General features: G+C 54.3%; 19 protein-coding genes, 1 other RNA gene and 1 riboswitch. Of the genes, 13 read left to right on the top strand and 7 right to left on the bottom strand.

Annotated elements, in window-relative coordinates:
* Positions 1-309: 309 nt before the first annotated feature.
* The 4 genes from ACN0RL_RS06760 to prsK all read right to left on the bottom strand — a co-directional run bounded on the left by ACN0RL_RS06760 (position 310) and on the right by prsK (position 7,642).
* The gene (locus tag ACN0RL_RS06760; protein ID WP_417515002.1) at positions 310-1,083 is read right to left on the bottom strand and encodes a DUF4114 domain-containing protein; all 774 of its coding nucleotides are present in this window, start codon (positions 1,081-1,083) and stop codon (positions 310-312) included.
* 41 nt (positions 1,084-1,124) lie between these two features.
* Positions 1,125-1,207, bottom strand: a riboswitch (cyclic di-GMP riboswitch).
* A 192-nt stretch (positions 1,208-1,399) separates the two neighbouring features.
* Positions 1,400-4,036, bottom strand: coding sequence for a tetratricopeptide repeat protein (locus tag ACN0RL_RS06755; RefSeq protein WP_417515000.1), 2,637 nt, complete (start codon positions 4,034-4,036; stop codon positions 1,400-1,402).
* 12 nt (positions 4,037-4,048) lie between these two features.
* Complete coding sequence (prsR, locus tag ACN0RL_RS06750; protein WP_417514998.1) at positions 4,049-5,422, bottom strand: PEP-CTERM-box response regulator transcription factor; 1,374 nt, start codon at positions 5,420-5,422, stop codon at positions 4,049-4,051.
* A gap of 102 nt (positions 5,423-5,524) precedes the next feature.
* Positions 5,525-7,642 (bottom strand): XrtA/PEP-CTERM system histidine kinase PrsK, encoded by a 2,118-nt coding sequence (gene prsK, locus ACN0RL_RS06745; protein WP_417514996.1) that lies wholly within the window; start codon positions 7,640-7,642, stop codon positions 5,525-5,527.
* A gap of 273 nt (positions 7,643-7,915) precedes the next feature.
* Here prsK and ACN0RL_RS06740 point away from each other — a divergent pair, with 273 nt between their 5' ends.
* Positions 7,916-8,608, top strand: a complete 693-nt coding sequence (locus ACN0RL_RS06740) for a PEP-CTERM sorting domain-containing protein (protein ID WP_417514994.1) — start codon at positions 7,916-7,918, stop codon at positions 8,606-8,608.
* A 74-nt stretch (positions 8,609-8,682) separates the two neighbouring features.
* Here ACN0RL_RS06740 and ACN0RL_RS06735 read toward each other — a convergent pair whose 3' ends face one another.
* Genes ACN0RL_RS06735 through ACN0RL_RS06725 form a run of 3 tightly spaced genes read right to left on the bottom strand, consistent with a single transcriptional unit; the run spans position 8,683 to position 11,401 of the window.
* Complete coding sequence (locus ACN0RL_RS06735; protein WP_417514992.1) at positions 8,683-9,642, bottom strand: SDR family oxidoreductase; 960 nt, start codon at positions 9,640-9,642, stop codon at positions 8,683-8,685.
* Complete coding sequence (locus ACN0RL_RS06730; protein ID WP_417514990.1) at positions 9,642-10,457, bottom strand: lysophospholipid acyltransferase family protein; 816 nt, start codon at positions 10,455-10,457, stop codon at positions 9,642-9,644. The genes ACN0RL_RS06735 and ACN0RL_RS06730 overlap by 1 nt, the downstream gene beginning before the upstream one ends.
* Positions 10,458-10,480: 23 nt before the next feature.
* Positions 10,481-11,401: a D-hexose-6-phosphate mutarotase gene (locus tag ACN0RL_RS06725; protein ID WP_417514988.1), complete on the bottom strand. Its 921-nt coding sequence runs from the start codon at positions 11,399-11,401 to the stop codon at positions 10,481-10,483.
* Between the two features lie 118 nt (positions 11,402-11,519).
* Here ACN0RL_RS06725 and ACN0RL_RS06720 point away from each other — a divergent pair, with 118 nt between their 5' ends.
* The 12 genes from ACN0RL_RS06720 (at position 11,520) to ACN0RL_RS06665 (ending at position 21,818) form a co-directional block, all read left to right on the top strand.
* Positions 11,520-12,167 (top strand): 2OG-Fe(II) oxygenase, encoded by a 648-nt coding sequence (locus ACN0RL_RS06720; protein WP_417514986.1) that lies wholly within the window; start codon positions 11,520-11,522, stop codon positions 12,165-12,167.
* A gap of 105 nt (positions 12,168-12,272) precedes the next feature.
* An RNA gene (gene ffs, locus ACN0RL_RS06715) (signal recognition particle sRNA small type) lies at positions 12,273-12,369 on the top strand.
* A 155-nt stretch (positions 12,370-12,524) separates the two neighbouring features.
* Positions 12,525-14,447 (top strand): DNA polymerase III subunit gamma/tau, encoded by a 1,923-nt coding sequence (gene dnaX, locus ACN0RL_RS06710; protein ID WP_417514984.1) that lies wholly within the window; start codon positions 12,525-12,527, stop codon positions 14,445-14,447.
* 4 nt (positions 14,448-14,451) lie between these two features.
* On the top strand, positions 14,452-14,775 hold the full coding sequence (locus tag ACN0RL_RS06705) for a YbaB/EbfC family nucleoid-associated protein (protein WP_417514982.1): 324 nt from the start codon (positions 14,452-14,454) through the stop codon (positions 14,773-14,775).
* A gap of 34 nt (positions 14,776-14,809) precedes the next feature.
* Positions 14,810-15,412 (top strand): recombination mediator RecR, encoded by a 603-nt coding sequence (gene recR, locus ACN0RL_RS06700; RefSeq protein WP_417514980.1) that lies wholly within the window; start codon positions 14,810-14,812, stop codon positions 15,410-15,412.
* Between the two features lie 43 nt (positions 15,413-15,455).
* Entirely contained in the window at positions 15,456-16,604 is a 1,149-nt protein-coding gene (locus tag ACN0RL_RS06695) for a ribonuclease D (protein WP_417514978.1), read from the top strand.
* A complete protein-coding gene (locus tag ACN0RL_RS06690; protein WP_417514976.1) occupies positions 16,601-16,894 on the top strand; it encodes a YcgL domain-containing protein in 294 nt (97 codons plus the stop codon). Before ACN0RL_RS06695 ends, ACN0RL_RS06690 begins: the two co-directional genes overlap by 4 nt.
* Positions 16,891-17,337 (top strand): YcgN family cysteine cluster protein, encoded by a 447-nt coding sequence (locus tag ACN0RL_RS06685; protein ID WP_417514974.1) that lies wholly within the window; start codon positions 16,891-16,893, stop codon positions 17,335-17,337. Before ACN0RL_RS06690 ends, ACN0RL_RS06685 begins: the two co-directional genes overlap by 4 nt.
* Positions 17,337-17,681: a hypothetical protein gene (locus ACN0RL_RS06680; RefSeq protein ID WP_417514972.1), complete on the top strand. Its 345-nt coding sequence runs from the start codon at positions 17,337-17,339 to the stop codon at positions 17,679-17,681. Before ACN0RL_RS06685 ends, ACN0RL_RS06680 begins: the two co-directional genes overlap by 1 nt.
* 29 nt (positions 17,682-17,710) lie before the next feature.
* A complete protein-coding gene (locus ACN0RL_RS06675) occupies positions 17,711-19,735 on the top strand; it encodes a VWA domain-containing protein (protein ID WP_417514970.1) in 2,025 nt (674 codons plus the stop codon).
* Between the two features lie 39 nt (positions 19,736-19,774).
* The gene (locus ACN0RL_RS06670) at positions 19,775-20,617 is read left to right on the top strand and encodes an AAA family ATPase (RefSeq protein WP_417514968.1); all 843 of its coding nucleotides are present in this window, start codon (positions 19,775-19,777) and stop codon (positions 20,615-20,617) included.
* Positions 20,618-20,639: 22 nt separating this feature from the next.
* Positions 20,640-21,818 carry a vWA domain-containing protein gene (locus ACN0RL_RS06665; RefSeq protein ID WP_417514966.1) on the top strand — a complete coding sequence of 393 codons (1,179 nt, stop codon included), beginning with the start codon at positions 20,640-20,642 and terminating at the stop codon, positions 21,816-21,818.
* The last annotated feature ends 7 nt before the right edge of the window (positions 21,819-21,825 follow it).

The following is a 21,825-nucleotide window of genomic DNA, read 5'->3' as shown; positions in this document are numbered from 1 at the left end:
GAAAGGGATTCGAATAGTTTTACGGGCTTTCCCGATATGAAGATGTAAGCGATAAGTATGCCAGAATGAAAATAACCCTAAATATCAGTATTTTAAATTAACTGTATATGCGGTATGTAAAAAATATCGACGGTTTTCGAGAGGGCATGAGTTATCATTTTTATTCAGTGTTGGTCTATCGTATGTTTCTTGATCAGATTGCTGTATTCGCTGTTTACTTTGATACAGGCTATGTGCGCCACATGAAGCTCGAATTCCAGACAAGAAAAAACCAGCCGAAGCTGGTTTTTTCACACTAACCTACCGGAATCAGGCTTTCTGACGACGGCGAGCTGCACCAAGTCCTGCAAGGCCGAGGCCGAGGAGGGCGAGGGTGCCTGGCTCAGGTACCGGCAAAACAGACTCGACCATAACTACGAGGTCGTTGAAGTCTTGGTCAGAGTTGGCGTAGAGAACATCTTCCCAAGCCAAAACAAACTCGTTGTCTGACCAAAGACCAGCCGCAAACCCTGGGATCCGGATTGTATCAATATCCTTGCCTTGGAGGGCGACCATTTGATCCGAACCGTTTGCGTTCAAGCTGCTGTCGGAATAGAACGTTGGACCGTTGGCAGTGCCAAGATAGTAACCGAACTGGTTGCCAGCGAAGTCTATCCCAGTGTCTACGCTGTTGAGGCCAATTGAGCCGTCAGCAAGCATGCTGAGTGTAATTGTGCTGTTAAATCCGTTGTTGAAGGTATCACTTCCACTGAACAGTTCAACATAGTTGGTTTTGTCGGCACGGTCGAATATGCCAAAAGTATTGCTACCAGACTGACCAGCAATCTCAACAATGAAGGTTGTAACGCTGCCGGCAGAACCTGTAATGCCCCAATAGCTATCTAAGCCGTCATCCAGTTGGTCTGAATTAACGTTGACACTTGAAGCTCCAGGTGTTGGTGAAGGGGCTACCGTGATGGCATCAATCTGTGCCTGCAAGCCAGTTCCAACGCCGTCGTCGCCGTCATTCATTACTGGAACGGCATTGGCTTGGGCTGCACAGGCGGATAAGGCTATGGCTGCTGCTAAAAGCTTGAGTTTCATGTTTATTCTCCGGTTGTCTAGCTCTAATTCCCTGTAGTCTGCTTTGCAACCAGGCTGTCTCTTATTGTTTTAGAGATCCTTGGCTTTCCGTCCCACCCTCGCAAGTGGTTTGGCATACGACCGGTACTACCCGATCCTATGTTAAAAATAATGCGATTAGTGTGCCAACACTGCAAGGTGCTGTTTTAAATGGTTAAATTCTGATTTTGGTTGTTGGCTATGTAAAGAAATTCGACATCCGCCCAAAAAAAAGGCCTGAGGCGTAATTACCTCAGGCCTTTTGTGTATCGAAGCCCGACAGGGCTGTCGAACTTCTTTACATTGCCTTTTTTACAGCTTCAAGATGCGCTTCTATTTCCGCATTGCCGGGCGCAAGGTCCAGCGCTTTTTCTATTGCTGCTCTCGCTTCTGCGTGATTTCCGGCGAGGTGTAGAACCCAGCCATAGGTATCCAGCACGGCAGGGCTGTTAGGCGCCAGTTCGCTGGCTTGCTCGGCGAGTTTCAAAGCCCGGTCCGGGTTTTCCTCTCGCAGTATCCAGGCAAGGTTGTTCAGCGCTGGTACGTTATTGGGCTGCCCGGCAAGCACTTGATCATAGTGGCCGATTGCAGCGGCTTCCTGATTGTTGGTCATTAGCCAATCGGCTCGTGCCAGGTGTGCCGCAAGGCTTTGCGGCGCTGCCTGAACCCAGCTTTCTGTAAGCCCATCAAGCGAGCCGGGGGCACTGGCTTTAGCCAGCGTCACGAGCGAGGGCATCAGTTGCAGGTCTTTGGTGGCTTGCCATCTGCCAGAAAGGTAGTCGTGGGCTGCTTCCGGCCCTTTATCCTGTTGCAGAAGCCTTGTGCGGGACAGGATTGTGGCGGGAACCTCGCCGTGGGTCTGCTCTACGGCATCGAGAGCCGCGAAGGCGTCGTCTATTTTGCCTTCCATTTGGGCGATTCCTGCAGGCAGCAGTGCAAAGCCAATGTTTTCAGGCTCCAGGGCAATGGCTTCGGCGGCTTTAGCGCGGGCCTGCGACCAGTCTTTTTCGTCTGCTGCTGCTTTTGCTTCAGCCAGCAGCAATTGGCCATGGGCGCGCTTCACAGTTGCAGAGTCGGCGTCTTTCCATTGGGAAAGCGTTGCTCTGGCTTCGGCAAGTTCGCCCTGGGTTATCGCTATCAGTGCGGTGAGGGTGTCTGTGTTGCGTTTCAGTTCCGGGTGGGCCTTGGCAACACTTGCCAGCCAGTCTTTGGCTTCCGGTACGGTATGGTCCTGCATGTAAATCTGGCCGGCTTGCTGCAGCGGGCGTATGGCATCCGGTGTGAGGGTTGCCGCATCCACCAGCATATCAACAGCTATGTCCCGCTGTCCGGATTGTGCGTAGAGGCTGGCCAGTGCAACTTTGGGCGCCTGAAGCTCCGGGCTTTCTTTTACCAGCGTTTCCAGTCGCTTCTTTGCTGCATCTGGGTTGCCTAGTTGGGCGTCTGCAAGGCTGGCCAACAAGACGGCCCTTGGCTGGTCTCCGTAACCGTTGATAAGGGAATCGCGGATTTCGCCCGCTTCCTTTTCTTCACCTTGCTGGATCAGCACGTTCAGGTAGGTGCTGGTTGTGGCCCAGTCTGACGGATCGGAGGTAAAAGCCATGCGCAATTGGCCCAGTGCCTGCTCAGGTTGGTCGTTCTGCAGGTAGTGCCGTGCAAGTGCAAGCCGAAGGCGTACGCGACCGGGTTCGTTGCCTATGGCTTTGCTGAGGCTGGCAATGCCTTCGTTCTCATTGCCCGGCAGGCTGAGTGCAAGAATGCCATGCATGGCCAGGAGTTCGTTGTCGTTGGGGCGGGCTTTTATGGCGCGAGTCAGGGTTTCGAGGGCGGCTTCCCGGTCGCCGGTATCAATCTGCGCCATGGTGGCGGCGCGAATGAACTGTACGGGCGTCGTTTCCGGGTCGAGGTTTTCTTTGAGCAACTGGGCGCCTTCGTCCAGATCGCCGGTGCCGGCGGATATAGCGCCGAGCATCAGGGCAACCTGTTCGTTTTCAGGATCAAGCTTCAGTGTGTCCCGCAGGATTGCCTTGGCTTCGTCGAAATTGCCTTCTTTCAACGCTGCAACAGCGGCTTCGGCTTGCTCCCGCGCGGCGGAGTTCATGTTCTCCGCCAGTATGCGGTTGTATATCTGTGCTTCGGTAATCTTTCCTTGCTCGGTCAGTACCCGGGAAAGAGTGGTCAGCACATTTCGGCGTATGGGCAGAAAGATATCTGAGGTGGGGAGCACGCCAACTGCATCTGTGAGTGTTGCGGCTGCGGGGTCGAGTTGATTCATCTGGTATTGGGCAAAGCCTTTCCAGTACAGAACTTCCGGAGCCGGTGCGTTTTTTGCGAGCCATTCGTCAGCTGCTGCTACGGCCTGTGCGTTCTTACCCAGATTGATCTGCGCCTGAACAACTCCGGTTATGGCCCGGATGCTGGAGGCGTTACTCGCCGACAGGCTGTTGAAAAGGGCCAGCGCCTCGGCTGCCTCTCCGGATCTGCGCAAGGCTTCTGCGCGGATCAGTGAAGCTTCGAGCTGATCTTCCGGCGAATCCGGCGTTTGCAGCGCCAGAGTTTCCGTAGCTGAGAGGTGTTTACTCTGTTCCACGTAAGCACGGGCGAGGGTAAGGCCTACGGCTTGAGGTTGCTCGTTCACCCAGGGTTTGAGAAGTTCGGCGGCTTCTTTTGCGGCGCCTAGCTGGAGATATAAATCCGCCAGCCGCACGATGTGCTCAACGTTGTTCGGGTCCTTCTGGATGGCATTTTTAACCTCAAGCAGGGCTGAGCGGTACTGGCCCTGATCGGAGTAGGTCTCGGCCCGGGTAATGTGTGACAGGGCCTCTGATGAATCCGGGCTGTTGTTGCAGCCTGTTAGCAACGGGAGTGTAATTAGCAGGCTGCCAGCAAGCACCAGCCTCGGCAGTGATTTTTTGAGTGTTTGCCTTTTCATCATGTACATCTGCTCCTAGACTTCCGACGCTTCTGCCGATGTGTCGATTTTGTATTTATCAGTAAGGTTGTACAGGGTCGGGCGGGTTACACCCAGTAGCCGGGAGGCTTGCGTCATATTGAAGCTGCTTGTTTGCAGTGCCTGCATGATAGCTTTGCGCTCGGCCTGCTCGCGAACCTGGCGAAGGTTCAGATGGCTCGCGCCTGGCTCCTCGCTGCCCGGTAATTCAAGATCTTCACTGGTAATGCGTTTGCCATCCGCCATGATGGTGGCCCGCTTCACCTTGTTGATCATTTCCCGCACGTTGCCGGGCCAGGCGTAGCTGCTGATGGCGTTGATAGCATCTTCGGAGAAGGTGAGGTTTTGCCGGTCCATTTGCTTGGAGAGGGATTTGAGTAGCGACTGTGCTATTACCAGGGCGTCGCCGTCCCGCTCTCTCACGGCCGGAACGTCGAGGGTTATTTCACTTATCCGGTAGTAAAGATCTTCGCGGAATTCGCCGTTTTCGATCAGCTGGTTCACGTTTTGGTGGGTTGCGCACACCACGCGCACGTCCACCGGTATCGGTTTTACCGAGCCGACTCTGTCGACGACACGCTCTTGCAGAAACCGCAGCAGCTTTGCCTGCAGTGGCATGGGCATGTCGCCAATTTCATCAAGGAAAAGTGTGCCGCCGTTGGCGCTTTCAATTTTGCCTTTTTTAGCCTGAGTGGCACCGGTGAAAGCACCTTTTTCAAACCCGAACAGCTCACTCTCCAGAAGGTTTTCGGGAATGGCTGCACAGTTTATGGCTGCAAAAACACTGTTGGCTCGTGGGCTGAGATCGTGCAGCGCGCGGGCGAGGACTTCTTTGCCTGTGCCGGTTTCACCGATGATGAGGGTGGTAACGTCGGTAGGAGCGACTTTTTCCAGCGTGCGGCATACGGTCATCATTTGCGGGCTGGCTGCAATTATGCCCTTGATTTTGGTGCCGCTGCCGTACTGGGACAGATCCTGGTTTTCCTTTTCCAGCTCTGCAAGCCGGAATGCTCTGTTTACGACGAAATTGAGGATGTCGGCGTCCAGTGGTTTCTGGTAAAAGTCGGATGCGCCCATGCCGATGGCTCTGACGGCGTTTTCTTTGTCTTCGCGACCGGTGACCACAATCACTTTTGTCATAGGTGCGAGGCGAAGAATTTCTTCCAGAAGCGCGAAGCCTTCTGTTGCTCCGCCCGGGTCTGGAGGAAGGCCCAGATCAAGTGTCACGACATCCGGCTCTTCGCGCCTGAGGGCGGTCAGCGCAGATTCTCTGTCTGATGCGACAAACACCTCCAGATCTTCACTGAAACACCAGCGCATCTGGCTCTGCAGCCCCGGATCATCCTCTACGATTAGCAGTCGTCTAGTCACAACAGCAACAATTCCTTTGTTTGAGTGTTCTACCACTCGTGATTCTTAACTGAACATTGACACTTTGCAATGGTCGATTTTCGGGTGGTAGCGGGCTGCCATTTAATTGGCGATTTCTTTCGGGCCTGGAACGTCGGAAATTGATCGCCTGGAAACGGAATCTTCCACCAGGGGAATCCGGATCGAGAAGCAGGAACCTACGCCGGGTTCGCTTGTAGCATCCACGGTGCCGCCCAGTTTTTGTATGTATTCTCGGGCCTGATAGGCGCCAATGCCCATGCCAGTAAGGCCTTTTGTGCTTTCGAAGGGCTTGAATAGCCGGTTGCTGATGAAGTCTTCGGTCATGCCGCAGCCGGTATCCTGAATAAAGAGCACCACATTCCCTTTGGCAATTTTGAGAGAAAGGGAAACCTCTCCGTCGGGTGGCGTTGCATCCTGAGCGTTCTGGATCAGATGGCCAAGTACGCTCCGCAGTTGTTCGGGATCGGCTTTGATCATGATTTCCGGCGGATTACCCTCAAGTCTGGGCAGGGGGTGGTGGCGATTATAGTGTTCCAGCAGGCTCGTAACGAGGCGGGTGAGGTCCAGTGCTTTAGAATCGTCATCGGCGCCTGTGGACGGTTTGCGTATGTGCTCAACCAGGTTGGTCATCTTGTTGACTGCGTGGTCTGTGGTTTTGATCATGTCATCAATAAACGCAGGATTGTTCCGGTGTTTTTGGGCGTTGTTCACCAATAGTGAAAGTTGTGCAATCACGGTTTTCAGATCATGCACCATGAATGCAGAGGCTTTGCTGACGGCCTCAAATTGCATTGCCCGCGATAACCGGTGCTGGGCATCTGCCTGAGCCAGCAGGTTACAGGTCTGGCGCGCGACGACTTTGATCAGGTCAAAGTTCTCCCAGTTCAGATCCACCCTGGCGTAGGGTTGGCCAATCATTGCGATACCGTAGAGTTCATTGCCCAGATACAAGGGTATTAACAGCCAGGCATCCGGAGTTCGGGAAATGGCGTCCGGAATTTCCAGGAGGTTGTAGCTCACCGGATCTGCCCTGTACTCATCCAGATTGATTATCCACTCTTTATCGGAGAAAAAGCGCACCAGATCCGAGTCTTCATCGATGATCGTGTATTTGGGGGTGGCCAGATTGGCGGATTCTTTGAGGGTGAATGAACCCTGTTCGCTTTTGAGCCAGATAGCGCCGGCGTTACTTTCTACAAGGCCCGCCAGCATGCGGATGGCGCGCAGGGGAAGGGGAGGTTCATCGCTGAGATCCGACAGTTCTTTGGTCATCTTCAGCCATTCTTCACGATAATCGTATTTGTAGTCGAAAAAGTTCTGGCTGATCAGCACCATCAGTTTTGCCCGTATGCGCCTCGAAAGCAGCAGCGTTGCCAGAAAAGCCAGTGCTACCGCGGATAGCAATACCTGAAGAGCCTCGCCCCAGTTGCCACCGAGAATACGGATGTAGTAGCCGCTGACAGAAAGCAGCAGCAGGTAGGCACCTGCCAGCACCAGTGTGCCGACATGAAAAACGGCTGAACGGGAAAGCTGAAAATCGATGGGTTGTTTGCGGGTATTGATTACGTTGATTGCAAACAGTGGCACCAGTGCTGCGTTTACAAAACCACGGGCGTTCCAGAAGGATTCAGCGATCGCGCCGAACAGCAGCGCATCGGCGTACATGAAAAAATCGAATATAAATATGGTGGCGGTGCCGATACAGAGGTATTTCATGCTGGAACGGCCGTAGGCGGGTGCGTTACGCCATATCTGTTCCACCAGAGACAAGCCAAGAAGTGAGAGTGCAATTTGCCCGATGAGCTTGGTTTTGCCATCTACCAGTGCCAGGCCAAAAATGAATTCAAGGCTGCCAAGCGCCAGCAGGGTGACGAGTACAGTAACCGTTGCGATGCCGAGGAACTTCTTGATCTGCCCGCTCAGGCGCCCCTGCCTGAAGGTATCCCGCAGCATGGCGAACAAAAGAAGAATCCAGGCGGTATCCCGAAGCAATTCCACCAGATAACGAATAAAGAAGCTGGGTTGACCCCAGATGCTCTGGGTCACGAGCGTGGAGGCCCACAGAGTGGTCACAATGGCAGCCAGAAACAGCGCTCGGTCTATGTCACGCCTTAAATAGCGGGTGCCCACGAGTAGCGAGAGTATTGCGAATACGACGGCGGCCGCGCCGTGACTTATCACGCTCAGATCTGGAAGCATTTGATCCGCCTGTTCCTTGGATAGGTGTAGTTTGAGGTGGCCGTCGGTTCTGTGCAACTCCCGCATGGGGCTGTGCATCTTTGTCTTAACTGTATGTCTGTTGTCATCGGTATGTCTACTTTGTCGGCATTTTTTACATCCGTCACTGTTCTGTCGATCTCGGCGCTTTTTAACTCACGTTATATATCTGAAAAATAGCGACTTATTGGTATTTGGATCGAGTATTGCTGACGAATTGGTTAGATATCGGACAGAACACAAAAGGAACCTGCTATGAATTCAAAAATGAAACTTTTGGCTATTGCCTCACTCTCTGGTGCTTTTTTTGCGGGGAATGCAGCGGCGGGGCCTATGATTGATCTGGATTACCAGGGCCCAACCCACGGTTTCGAAACCGGAAGCCTGTCGAATGCGGCAACCAGCACCTCATATAGCAACATCAATGCTGGTATGTTCAGCTTCACTACCAGCAATGCCGTTGGCGCTTCGCCAATCACCTGGACAGGTGCATTGGATGCTTTCTGTATTGAGCTTGAGGTAAATCTGAATCACGCGAATACAACGTACGAGCTGAAAACGGCAGACAGCTACTTCAATAACGCTAACCTGGTGTCTTCGATCAGCCAGCTGTATACGGGCTATGAAGGTAGCGTTAACAACCGTGAGACATCGGCAGCCTTTCAATTAGCACTATGGGAAGTTGTCTATGAGGGTGGATCCTACGGCTTGACCAGCGGCGACTTTACCGCGTCATCGTTTAACGGGTCCCGTGCCCTGGCGGATTCCTGGCTGGCTGGATTGTCAAACCAGGCCGAAGGGTTTGATATGTATGTTCTGGACGCAAAAAACTCCCAGGACCTGCTGGTATTTACCCCAAAACCGCCGGTTTCCGTGCCTGAGCCTGGCACTCTTGCTCTTCTGGGGCTAGGACTGGCAGGGCTGGCAGCTCGCCGTAAAAAAGCCTGACACCTGTTTACAGGTTAAGCTCTGAATCGAAGAAAGCCACCGCCAAGGTGGCTTTCTTCATTCTGGCCGGGCTATTACAGCGGTGTTTTATTATCCCGGTAAAACCGGAATATTTCCTTCAGAGGCCGCTTGGGTTTGAATCCGAACTCTTTCGCAAACGCCTGGCCATCAATCACGACCGGGTATTTGAAAAACTCCATCAGATAGGCGGGGAAGCTTTGCAGGCGCAGAGTGCGCAGAATCATCCGTGGTAAGGCGGGCGGTACAGAAGGCACCGGGATTCGCGTGCAGCCGCACAGTTCCAGTGCCCGTTGGTACGCTACCCAGTCATCCGACGCCACATTGAATATTCCTCTCACCGGTTTTTGGTAAGCCAGCACGATGGCATCTGCCATGTCGTCAATGTGAATGAACTGCATCATGGGAGAGAAGCCGGCAAGCACCGGGGCGCGCTGGCTGGCAAGCAATGTGCCCATGGTGTTGCTGACACTCGGGCCCACGATGTTGCAGGGGCGCAGGATGGCGATGTTCAGCTCCGGAAAGCGCCACAGATAGATATTTGCGAGGTTTTCCAGTTCCACCGAGTCGATCAGATCTGCGCTCAGGCCCGCGCTTTTCATGGGGGCCGATTCGTCAATGAGAGCGGGGTTGTAAGCCATTGCTCCGTATACATGAAAGGTGGACAGCACCACAATTCGCCGGATGCCGTACTTGTGGCTAAGATCCAGCAGTTTCTGCGTGCCCAGAACATTGGCGTTGTATCGCCGCATCCGGGTGAGCTGGCTTGAGCGGATGCGGCCCAGGTGTATAACGCCGTCAAACTTGTAGCGGCGAAACAGGTCCTCAAAGTTGCGATGGTTAAAATCAAGGCAGTAGCTGGGAATATCATCCCCGAGGGGAACCTGTATTCTGGCGTCTACGGCCACCAGATCGCAGGTTTTTCGGAGCCGCTCTATTACCTGTTTTGCCAGTGCGCCGGCGGCGCCTGTTATCAGAACCTGAGGTTTACGTTGTCTGGTCTTCGGAGCATTCATCAGAACAACCTTTTCCGTTCTTTCAGTCCTTTGTCGATAAGCCGGTTTATTTCGGTTTTAACCTGCTCAACGCGCTCGTTTATCTGTTCTTCCTGAATATCCGCGTTATCAAAATACATGGGTGGTCCGAAGTTCAGGTGGACCTTGGCGGGTAATATTACTGGCATTGCGACCGGCGCATAAGGAACGCCCAGAGCCCTGGCCAGAGGTTTGATGTTGGCGATGGCGGGTATGGTTTCTTCACAGCCCACCACGCCCACGGGTACGATCGCTGCGTTATATTTCATGGCCAGGTGCATGAACCCGTTGCCGAACCGCTGAAGCTTGTAGCGATCTTTATAGAGTTTACCCGAGCCGCGCACGCCTTCGGGGAAAACAATGATGGCTTCGTTGTTGGCGAGCATTCGGGCGCAATTTACCGGATCGCCAAGTGCTGCACCTACCTCATTCAACAGGTTGCCGAGCCAGGGTACGGTGGGGAAAAAGCGCTCAATCATTGCTCGGGAAATGCGTGGGTTTTTTTCTCTTGAGGCAATTGCGTAGCCCACCAGAACGCCATCAATCGGAAGTTGCCCGCTGTGATTTCCAACAATCAGCACAGGCCCTTCAGCGGGAACGTTTTCAACACCGTGGGCCTCCGTGCGGAAGTACTTCTCATAAATCGGTTTTGTCAGAGAAAAGCCGTACTTGAAGGTTTCGTTGTTGTAGCCCCATGGATCGTATCCCAGTGAGCCGATGGGTTTGCGGATGCGATTGATCTGTTCATCCAGCTTCGCCGGAATCAACCGGGATTTCAGAAACGATGCCAGGCTCATGCATACTCCTGTATAAGCATTTTTCAGCCACGTCCTATCAACACACCGAGTGTGTGGTTCTGGCCTTCATTAAGCACGCGATAATCACTTGCTGCATTGGCAGTTTCGACACAGAGCATGGTCTGCCAGGCAGTATCCGGAAAGTCGCTCAGCGCAACGGATTTATCAGGGCCGGGGTTCCATACCACGGTAGAATCACTTCCAACAGCACTCAGTTTTCGGCTGGCGCCAGGCGTTACGATGGTGAGCGGCTCGCCGCTTTCGTATATCCGGTCTGTTTCGCCATCGAAATACACGGGGCCATCCTGGGTGCAATACTCCCAGTTTTTGAGCGTATCAAGGTAGTTGCTGAAGCCAAGGCCCAATACTCTTGTGCGTTCGATATTGCTTGTCGGCAGGTAAGTATGCAGTGCCTGGCTCAGGGCCAGAGGGTCCGTGCCGAGGTTTGTTGTGGTCAGCGCTAGCTGGCACCCTCTTACCGAGAAGCTGAATGTCAGGAGGGCCAGGGCATGCCCATTCCAGACGTCTGAGAAGTCGTCGTTGGCATCCAGGGACAGGCTTATTTCGACCTCGTGGGCGTTTTCTCTCACATCCTGCAGCTTCCAGAGTGCGGTACGGGCAAACCCGTGTGGGCCAGGCGTTTTTACCCGCTTGCGCACTTCCGGCGCGTTGCGGGCGGGGTCGCCGAACCAGGGCCAGCATATCGGGATGCCGCCCCGAATAGCCGTGCCGGGCTCAAAGCGGGCAGTCGGGCTTAGCCAGAGCCAGTCGGGTTCGTTCTTCGGGACAAAACGGATGAGGTGCGCGCCCTGCAGGAAAAGCGTAGCCTCGAACAGAGGGTGACGAACCTCCAGAGCTTCCAGTTGTCCGATGGTGGTCCAGCGGGTAAAGGACCATTGCCCCGGAGAAAGGGATAAGGGCGGTTTGTTGCTGCTCTCGGACATAAGGCTCGGTTCCGGACTTAAGTGCATCTGCTTACTGAGAGATTAAATCAAAACGGTGATGCGGGCGACAGCTGGTCGTAAAATAGCCGCAAAAGCCCTGTAAATACGATTTCAAGGAGTGTCATTGGATAAAGCGCAGTGGTTGGATGAACTTGCCGAAAGCCTGAGCGATCGCGGTTGGATCAGTTTTGATATTACGCCATGGCTTGGCGCGGAGCTGTTGCAGTCACTGCAGCAGGAAATCGTTGTGCTTGATCAGAGCGATGCCCTCAAAATTGCCGGTATCGGGCGCGGCAGCGAGCCTGTCCGGGATCGCTCGGTGCGCCGGGACAAGATTGCCTGGCTTCAGGGCGATACGCCGTCTCAGGCTGCATTATTCGAGTTTCTGCACGATCTACGCCTGGGGTTGAATCAACGGCTTTTTCTGGGTTTGAAGCGTTTTGAAGCACATTATGCAACGTATCACAGGGGCGATTTCTACAAGGCCCATGTCGACAGTTTTCAGGGCCGCGCCTCCCGGATTGTCAGCCTGGTGTTGTATCTCAATGATGACTGGCAGCCGGCTGATGGTGGCGCGCTTCAGATCTACAGTCGGGAAAACGAAAGCGAAGCGGACGGTCTGATATTACCCGAGGCGGGCAGGGTGGCGCTGTTCATGAGTGAGGAAATCCGTCACGAGGTTCTGGAGGCCCAGCGCACACGTTACAGCCTGGCCTGCTGGTTCCGTCAGGATGTAATTCCCTTACCTTTATCTGCGCTGATATAGATTCTGTAGCGCGCTGGAGGATTTGCCGTTGTAGTCCGCAAACCCTTTTGTTAACATTCGCGCCGCCTTCAGGAATATTGTTCTGAAACGCCGTTATGGTGGCTCCGCTGGTGCCTCCGCAACATGAAACCGTGAACCCGGTCAGGCCCGGAAGGGAGCAGCCGCAGCGGTGGAATTGTGTGCCGGAGTGTTGCTGGTGGGGCCACCCCCAGATTTCCTCTGTTTTACAGTCCTTCTGCTTGTTTTGAAACTCCTTCTCAAGTCCCTGATTTCTGCTTCTTGATACCCTCTTATAACTTCTTATAAAACGGCGACCATGCTAAGGTTAAAGGCGTTTTTCTCAGCATTTGGCGGATCATGAGCTATCAGGTACTTGCCCGTAAATGGCGCCCCCGCACCTTCGAAGACATGGTGGGCCAGGAACACGTTCTTCAGGCGTTGATTCACGCGCTGGAAAACCAGCGTTTGCACCACGCCTATCTGTTTACCGGCACCCGGGGTGTGGGTAAAACCACCATCGGGCGCCTGTTGGCCCGCTGCCTCAATTGTGAAACCGGTGTTACTCCGCGCCCGTGTGGTACTTGCGCCAGCTGTGTGGAAATTCAGGAAGGCCGGTTTGTCGATCTGATCGAGATTGATGCTGCATCGCGCACCGGTGTGGACGATATGCGGGAGCTGACGGATAACGTTCAGTACGCGCCCAGCCGTGGCCGTTACAAGGTGTACCTCATTGACGAGGTGCACATGCTCACCAATCAGTCGTTCAATGCTTTTCTCAAAACCCTTGAGGAACCGCCGGAGCATGTGAAGTTTCTGCTGGCGACGACCGATCCCCAGAAGCTGCCGGTAACCGTTCTTTCCCGTTGTTTGCAATTCAATCTCAAGCGCATGACGCCTGAGCACATTGCCGGGCATCTGACCCATGTTCTGACTGCCGAGAACATCCCTTTTGAAGAACCAGCGCTATGGCTGCTGGCCCGCGCTGCCGACGGCAGTATGCGGGATGCTCTGAGCCTGACAGATCAGGCCATTGCGTTCGGGAACCAGAAGCTGTCGGCCAGCGATGTCAGCAGTATGCTGGGCACCATAGATCAGGGGGACATTGAGCGTATTGTCAATGCGCTGGTAGAGCGTGATGGCCCGAGCCTGCTGGCGGAGATCAGCCGGATTTCGGATTTTGCGCCAGACTACAGCATTATCCTCGCGGATCTGCTGTCGCTGTTCCACCGCGTGACCATGGAACAGGTTGTTCCCGGCAGTGCAGACAATACGCTCGGCGATGCGGCCCAGGTGCAATCACTGGCGCGCAAACTGAGTGCGGAAGATGCCCAGCTGTTTTATCAGGCTGCGCTTTTAGGTCGAAAAGATTTGGCGATCACGCCCGATGCCCGGATGGGCTTCGAGATGACATTGCTCCGCATGCTTGCATTCCGCCCTGGCTCGGACCGGAGGGCGCCACCTGCAGTGAGTAATGCAGGCTCCGGTGTTGAAGGGGAGCCCCGGGACGAACCTGAGCCAGCACCTGTTCCCGCTCCGCCGCAGGCTCCCGAACCAGAAGCGGCTCGGCAGTCTGAGCCAGAGCCAGAGCCCCAACCAGAGCCAACGTCTGAACCTGAGCTTGCCGGACCTGACTCTGCGCCTATACAGGAGCAGCCTCCGCAAGAGTACGCTGACGCATCAGCCGATGACGCTTGGCTTGCAAGCCTTGATGCCCAGGCCGAGTCTGCCACTGATTATCCGGAGCCAGAGCTAGAATCAGAACCAGTAACAGAACCAGAATCAGAACCTGAGCTACGGCAGGCGCCAGAATCTGAGCCCGGGCCTGAGCCCGAGCCCGAACCCGAGCAGGAAGCTATTACGGTTCCGGTTGCCGACGGGGACTTTGTTTGGGAGCGGGATTTCCGCAATCTCGGTATTGTTGGTATGCCTGGCAATCTGGCCAGCCACGGTGCTATGTCCCGTGCCGGCGACACCATTACCCTGCTGATTGATGCAGGCCACGCCCGGCTGCTGAATGCCCGGCATGAAGAAAAAATTCTTGCCGCCTTGAGAAATCACTTCGGCGACGCCACTCAGTTAAAGATAGAACAGGGTGATCCGGGGCCCTCTACACCAGCGGCTTTTGAAGAGCGGCTGCGGGTGGCGCGTCAGAGCGCTGCGGAAGAGTCTATTCGCAACGACCCCCTGGTGAAGTCCATTGTGGAACGGTTTGAGGCGCGGGTAGTCGAAGACAGTATCAGGCCAACAAAAGATAGGCCAACAGAGACGATCAGGAGATAGAAGTATGATGAACGATATGGGCGGCCTGATGAAAAAGGCCCAGAAGATGCAGGAAGAAATGCAGAAGGCCCAGGAAGAGGCGGCAAAAGCTGAAATTACCGGTGAGGCCGGCGCGGGTCTGGTCAAGGTCACCATGAACGGTCGTCACGATGTCCGTAAAGTGGAAATCGACCCATCCCTGATGTCTGAGGAGAAGGATATTCTCGAAGACTTGCTGGCTGCGGCTGTTAACGATGCGGTGCGTCGTGTTGAAGCCAACCAGAAGGACAAAATGTCGGGCCTGATGTCCGGTATGGGCTTGCCACCTGGCTTCAAGATGCCGTTTTAAGGCTTTTTCCTGAACTGCAGTCTGAGGATGTTTCATGGCGTTCAGCCCACTGGTTGATGAACTTGTCGAATCTCTCCGGTGTTTGCCGGGTGTTGGTCAGAAAACTGCCCAGCGCATGGCGTTTCACTTGCTTGAGCGGGCACGCTCCGGTGGCACCCGCCTTTCTGATGCGTTGAGTAAAGCAATGGAGGGTGTCCGACGCTGCGAAAGTTGCCAGAATTTTTCGGATACCGAAGTGTGTGGTATCTGCGAAAATTCTGCCCGCCGTACCGGCATACTTTGCGTGGTGGAGAGCCCGTCAGATCTTCTGGCAATCGAACAGGCCGGAGACTATAAGGGAAGCTATTTTGTGCTGATGGGGCACTTGTCGCCTATTGATGGAGTGGGCCCCGAAGAAATCGGCATTGAGCGGCTCCTGCGCCGGGTGCGTTCAGATGGTGTTACCGAACTAATTCTTGCCACCAATCCCACGGTTGAGGGCGAGGCGACTGCGCATTACATCTCTGACCGGCTTGATGGTTCCGATATCCTCATCACCCGCCTTGCTCACGGCATACCGGTAGGTGGCGAGCTTGGCTACGTTGACGGCTTCACGCTCACCCATGCGTTTCGCGGCAGAAAACCTCTGCTGGACTGATTCCGCGCCAATGTACTCATGGCGCTTTTAACTGGCTTTTTCTATGACCTTTTCTTTACCGGCTATTGCTGTGCCACCGGCTCCTGAAACCATCAACTGGATAACCCTTCCGGAGGAGCTGAACACCTGGTTGGACAGCGCTCCGGGGCACCCTCTGGTGCTGGATACCGAGTTCGAGCGGGTAAATACTTTCTACCCCATTCCCGGGCTGGTTCAGCTCGGGCTTGGCGATCAGTTCTGCCTTGTAGATCCTGATGTGGCAGAGCAATCTGCCCGTTTCCGTGAAGTGATCGTTGATCCTGATTTCACCAAGTTGCTTTATGCAATGAGTGAAGATCTGGAGCTTTTTCGCGACTGGCTCGGAATAAACCCGAAAGGTGTTGTAGACCTGCAGATTGGTGCTGCCATGGCTGGTGCCGGCTTTTCACTGGGTTATGCGCGGTTTGTTGAGACGCTCTTTGGTGATACGCTGGATAAATCTGTTACCCGTTCTGACTGGATTTCCCGCCCGTTGAGTGATGCTCAGCAGCGCTACGCGATAGAGGACATACGCTTTCTGGCGCCCATGCACCAGTGGATCACGGCCCATCTCCGCGAACGTGGGCTGGAGGCAGCGCTGGTAGAAGAATCAACCCGTTTCGCAGATGAGCTCGCAGGGCAGGACGACCTTGAAAAGCATTATCTTCGCCTGCGTGGTGGCTGGACGCTGACGCCGCAGCAGCAAAGTGTGCTGCAGAAACTGGTGGTTTGGCGGGAGCTTGAAAGCAGGGAGCGCGATCGCCCCCGGGGCCGGGTGCTGGCAGACCCTCTTCTTATTGCCATTGCAGACCGTTTGCCTGCATCAATCAGCGAGATATCGAATATCCAGGGCATTCCTGCGGGCGTGGTTCGCCGTTATGGTGAGGCCTTGCTGGCGCTTGTTGAAGAAGGGCGTAAAGCCGATAATTCCGGTATCGAGCGTATTGCGCCACCACTGACGCGGGATCAGCAGATGTTTTTCAAGCAGTTAAAGCGTTTTTTCAGAAGTGCTGCGGAAGCTGCTGATATACCGATTGAATTGCTTGCACCAAGGAAGCGACTTGAGAAGGTTGTTCAGGACGGGACAATGGCGGACAGTCCTTTTTTTCAGGGCTGGCGGGCTCAGATTCTGGAGCCGGTAATGAACGATATTGAGGATTATCTGAAATCATGAAAGATCGGGAGTTTGTGTCTGTTTTCCGGAGCAGCAAGAAAAGCGACACTTATATTTACGTTCGTCGCGGGCAACAGTGGGATGAGTTACCCGAAAGCCTGAGAGCGATTTTTGGCAAGCCGGTACACTCTATGGATCTGGTTATGACTCCCCAGCGCAAACTCGCCAGAACAACCGGTGAGCAGGTATTGAATGCAATCGCCGAAAAAGACTTCTTTTTACAGATGCCCGAAGAACGGGATGGCTACGTAATCGATTTTCGCACGAAGCCGGGTATGAGGGATTCATGATTGCGCAAATCCCGTTCTGGCAGCGTAAACGCCTGAACGAGATGACGCCTCAGGAATGGGAGTCCCTCTGCGACGGTTGCGGCAAATGTTGCCTGAACAAACTTGAGGATGAAGACACCGGAGAGGTGTACCACACCGATCTGGTGTGCCGTTATATGAATACCGACACCTGTCGGTGTACGGTTTATCCGGAACGGCTGCAAAAAGTGCCGGGTTGCACAGTGCTGACACCGGATACAGCAAAAGACTATCATTGGCTTCCCTATACTTGCGCTTACCGGACTCTTGCAGAGGGCAGACCTCTGGCCGACTGGCATCCGCTTCGCAGCGGGAACCCGGATTCGGTTCACGAGGCAGGTGTTTCCATACGCCACAAGGTGATCCTTGAGGATCAGGTGGCCGAGGATGACTGGGAAGAACACATCATTCACTGGGTTCTGTAATGATCGATACTGATACACAAATTGCTTACGGCATATTCTGGGCCGCTTACGCTATCGCTTTCGTCGTGTTCTTTTTCATGATGAAGAAGCTTTTCCGGTTTTTGCCGCTGTATGGCTTTCGTACCCTGCTGCTTGCTGCGCTGGTTGCCTTGTTACTGACACCGGTGGAGTCGCCCGAACTGGCGGGCTGGTGGATACCTGCGTGGCTTTTCGGCGGCTATGAACTCATTCTCGGTGACGCAGACAACGCCGGCCGGGCAGTGCTTAATCTGGGTATCGCGGGGCTTGTGATGCTCCTGGTCTGGATTCTGGATCTGGTTCGTTATCGCTTATCACGCCGGTGAGCTAACCCACACATTCTTCGAGATCAACAATGCCAAGACTTCTCGCGCTGGTTTTTTTCACTGCTCTAATGCTGCCTGTAACGCTGTGGGCTCAAGAAGCCACGAAGCTGACACTGCCGGAAAACCCTGATGTCCGGATTATTGTGGACATTTCAGGCTCCATGAAGGAAACCGACCCGAATAATCTGCGCCAGCCTGCTGTAAGGTTGTTGGCCCGCGTGCTACCGGAAGGCAGTACGGCGGGTGTCTGGACCTTCGGCCAGTACGTGAACATGTTGGTGCCCCACGGTGAAGTGTCTGAATCCTGGCGAGAAACCGCTATTGAACGTTCCGGTGAGATCAATTCTGTCGCTTTGCGCACCAATCTTGGTAAGGCCATTGAAGTTGCCAGCGACGATTATGTAACCGGTGGCTCTCTGGAGAATACGCACTTTATTCTGCTGACCGACGGCAAGGTGGATATCTCGGACAGCGCGGATGTAAACCGGGCTGAAGAAGAGCGAATTCTGAGCGGACTGCTGAATGACCTGGTGGCTAAAGGCGCAACCTTTCATCCTGTTGCACTTTCGGATCAGGCAGATGCCGGTTTTCTGAAGACGCTTGCTGAGAAATCGCAAGGCAGCTTCCGGATTGCCGATACGGCGGAATCCCTTAACCTGGCCTTTCTGGATGCCCTGAATACCGCAGCACCCCAGGAGCAGATTCCCATTGAAGGCAACGCGTTCACTGTCGATGGAGGCGTAAAAGAATTTACCGCATTGATTTTCCGCGGTGAGCCCAACGCCGATGAAGCGGGTGAGCCTGCCAGCCTGGAGCTGGTCCGGCCTGATGGGCAGAAGCTTCTCTATAACGCCCAGCCAGACAACGTTCGCTGGGCCCGGGAAGCAGCCTATGATCTGGTGACCATTACCGAGCCACAGGCCGGCGAATGGCGCGTAACCGGTGAACTGGGTGAGGGCAGTCGCGTTACCGTCGTAAGCGATCTGAGAATGGTGGTAGGCCCGGTGCCTGCGACATTCACTCCGGAATCACCTGTTGATATCCGCGTTGCGTTTTTCGAGAAAACTGAAACCATAACCAACCCGGAATTTCTTAATGTGCTGAGTGTGAAGCTCAGCCTGACCTCCGAAGACGGGCGCAGCGGCAGTAAAGCGCTCTCAGCGGATCAGCCGCCGGAAGACGGCGTTTACACAGACACTATCAGCAAGCTGCCGGCGGAAGGCCTATACAGAATAGACATCGTTGCGGATGGCAAAACCTTTGCCCGCAAGTTTACGGCAACAACCCGGTTTATGGTGCCAGTGGGTATGGTTGAACCGAGTATCGGACTACCCATCGATACCAGTCTCGCGGAGCAGGCCCAGCAAGCGCCGCCTACGAGCGAGGAACCTGAGCAGGCGAGTGAGCCTGAACCGGAGCCAGCAGTGCCAGCGCCTGTCGTTGAAGAAGAGCCGTTGGCCGAAGAAGAGCCATTAGCCGGTGAAGAACCAGTTGCTGAACAAGAGCAGGAGGCTGAATCAGCACTGCCCGTGCCACTGTGGATGATCGGAGCCGGGGTGGGAGCGCTCGTGGTTCTCGCATTGATCATTATTCTGCTGATGCGCAAACGCCGCTCCGCAGCAGCAGCCGGAGATGACGCCGAGAGTGCTGAAACTGAGAACTTTGACGATCTGAAACAGGAAATGGCGGATCTGGAGGCGGAAACTCCGGTTGTGATGCCCGAACCTGAGCCAGAACCAGAACCAGAACCAGAACCAGAACCAGAGCCAGAGCCAGAGCCCGAACCTGAGCCGGAGCCGGAGCCGGAACCTGAGCCTGTGATTGAGCCGGAACCCGTTCTGCAACCCGAGCCCGAAGAAGAACCGGCGGAAGAGGATATTCCGGTTGCCAGCGCTGTTGTGGAGCCAGAAGAGGTTATCCCGGAGCTGGACAAACCAGTGGAAGAAGACGATGAAGAAGAATTCGGGCTGGACGATTTTGATCTTTCCGAATTTGACGATTTGCCAGATTACGATGGGCCGGACGATGAGCCGGACAAAGAAAAGAAAAAGTAACCTCAAGAAAATTGAAAGTCACTGACAGGAACCACACTGATGAAGTTTACCGGTACCGATAATTATGTAGCCACCGATGACCTGCAAATGGCCGTAAATGCGGCCATTACGCTGCAACGCCCATTGCTGATCAAAGGCGAGCCCGGCACCGGCAAAACCTTGCTGGCCGAGGAAATGGCGAGCGCGCTGGGTATGCGCCTGATTCCCTGGCACATCAAATCTACCACCAAAGCTCAACAGGGCTTGTATGAGTACGATGCGGTATCCCGTTTGCGGGATTCGCAATTGGGTGATGAGAAGGTCAAGGACATCAGCAACTACATTGTGAAGGGCAAGCTCTGGGAGGCTTTTGAAGCCGATGAGCAGGTTGTGCTGCTGATTGATGAAATCGACAAGGCCGACATAGAATTCCCGAACGATCTGCTGCTGGAACTGGATCGCATGGAGTTCTACGTTTACGAAACCCAGCAGTTCGTAAAAGCCAAGAAACGGCCGATCATAGTGATCACCAGTAACAATGAAAAAGAACTGCCAGACGCCTTTCTGCGCCGTTGCTTCTTCCACTACATCAGCTTTCCGGATCACGCCACCATGCAAAGCATTGTGGATGTTCACTTCCCGGGTATTCAGCAGCAGGTGGTGAAGGATGCTCTGGAAGTATTCTTTGATGTGCGCAAGGTGCCGGGCCTCAAGAAAAAGCCCTCCACCTCTGAGCTGATTGACTGGTTGAAGCTGCTGATGGCAGATGAGTTGACGGCCAAGATGCTTCAGGATAAAGACAGCAGCTCGGCGTTGCCGCCACTGTACGGTGCTCTGGTGAAAAACGAGCAAGACGTACACCTTCTGCAAAAGCTGGCGTTTATGGCCCGCCGTCGCGGCTGAAATTCGGCAAGAGTGCGGTTTTATGTTGATTGATTTCTTTCTCGAAGTGCGGCGGGCCAAAGTGCCTGCCAGCCTGCGCGAATTCCTCGATCTGCTGGAAGCGTTGCAGCAGCGCCTCGCGTTTGCGGATATGGAAGAGTTCTATTACCTCGCCCGGCTATGCCTGGTGAAAGACGAGCGCCACTTCGACAAGTTTGATCTGGCCTTCAAGGCCTATTTCGAGGGCATTGAGCATCTGGATCAGATGCTTGAGGCTCTGATTCCCGATGAGTGGCTGCGCGCCGAGTTCGAGAAAAACCTGAGCGAGGAAGAGAAAGCCAAAATCGATTCGCTCGGGGGTCTTGAAGAGCTTATTGAAACCTTCAAAAAGCGCATGGAAGAGCAGAAAGAGCGCCATGCCGGAGGTAACAAGTGGATTGGTACCGGGGGAACGTCTCCTTTTGGCGCCGACGGGTACAACCCTGAAGGCTTCCGTATCGGTCAGAAAAAAGGCCGGCACGGGCGCGCCGTCAAGGTTTGGGAAAAGCGTGAGTTCAAGGATCTGGACGACAGCGTTACCCTGGGTATCCGCAACATCAAGGTAGCGCTCCGGCGTTTGCGCAAGTTCGCCCGGCAGGGAGCCGCAGACAAACTTGATCTCGACGATACGATTCGGTCGACGGCCCGTAATGCGGGTTACCTTGATCTGAAAATGGTTCCAGAGCGCCATAACGCGGTAAAGGTGCTGATCTTTTTTGACGTGGGCGGCTCGATGGACCCGCACGTGCGGGTGTGCGAAGAGCTCTTTTCCGCTGCGCGCCTCGAGTTCAAGCACATGGAGTACTTTTACTTTCACAATTTCGTTTATGAGAGCCTGTGGACCAACAACGTCCGGCGCATGAACGAGACGACAAGCACCTATGACATTCTCCACAAGTACTCGCCAGACTATAAAGTAATCTTCGTAGGCGATGCCACCATGGCGCCCTATGAAATATCCCACGCGGGCGGTTCTATTGAGCATTGGAACGAGGAAGCCGGCGCGACCTGGTTTCAGCGTATCAACGAGCATTTCCGTAAGGTGGTATGGATCAACCCGCTACCGGAGGGTTATTGGGGCTCCGGTGGCTCACTGGGTATGACTCGCCAGTTGGTGAACAACCATATGTATCCGCTCACGGTGGAAGGCCTGGAGTCGGCCATGAAATATTTGAGCAAATAAAAAAAGC

The sequence above is a fragment of the Marinobacter sp. genome (genome assembly GCF_048259445.1).
GTDB lineage: Bacteria > Pseudomonadota > Gammaproteobacteria > Pseudomonadales > Oleiphilaceae > Marinobacter.
This window is presented reverse-complemented; position numbering and strand designations above follow the sequence as displayed.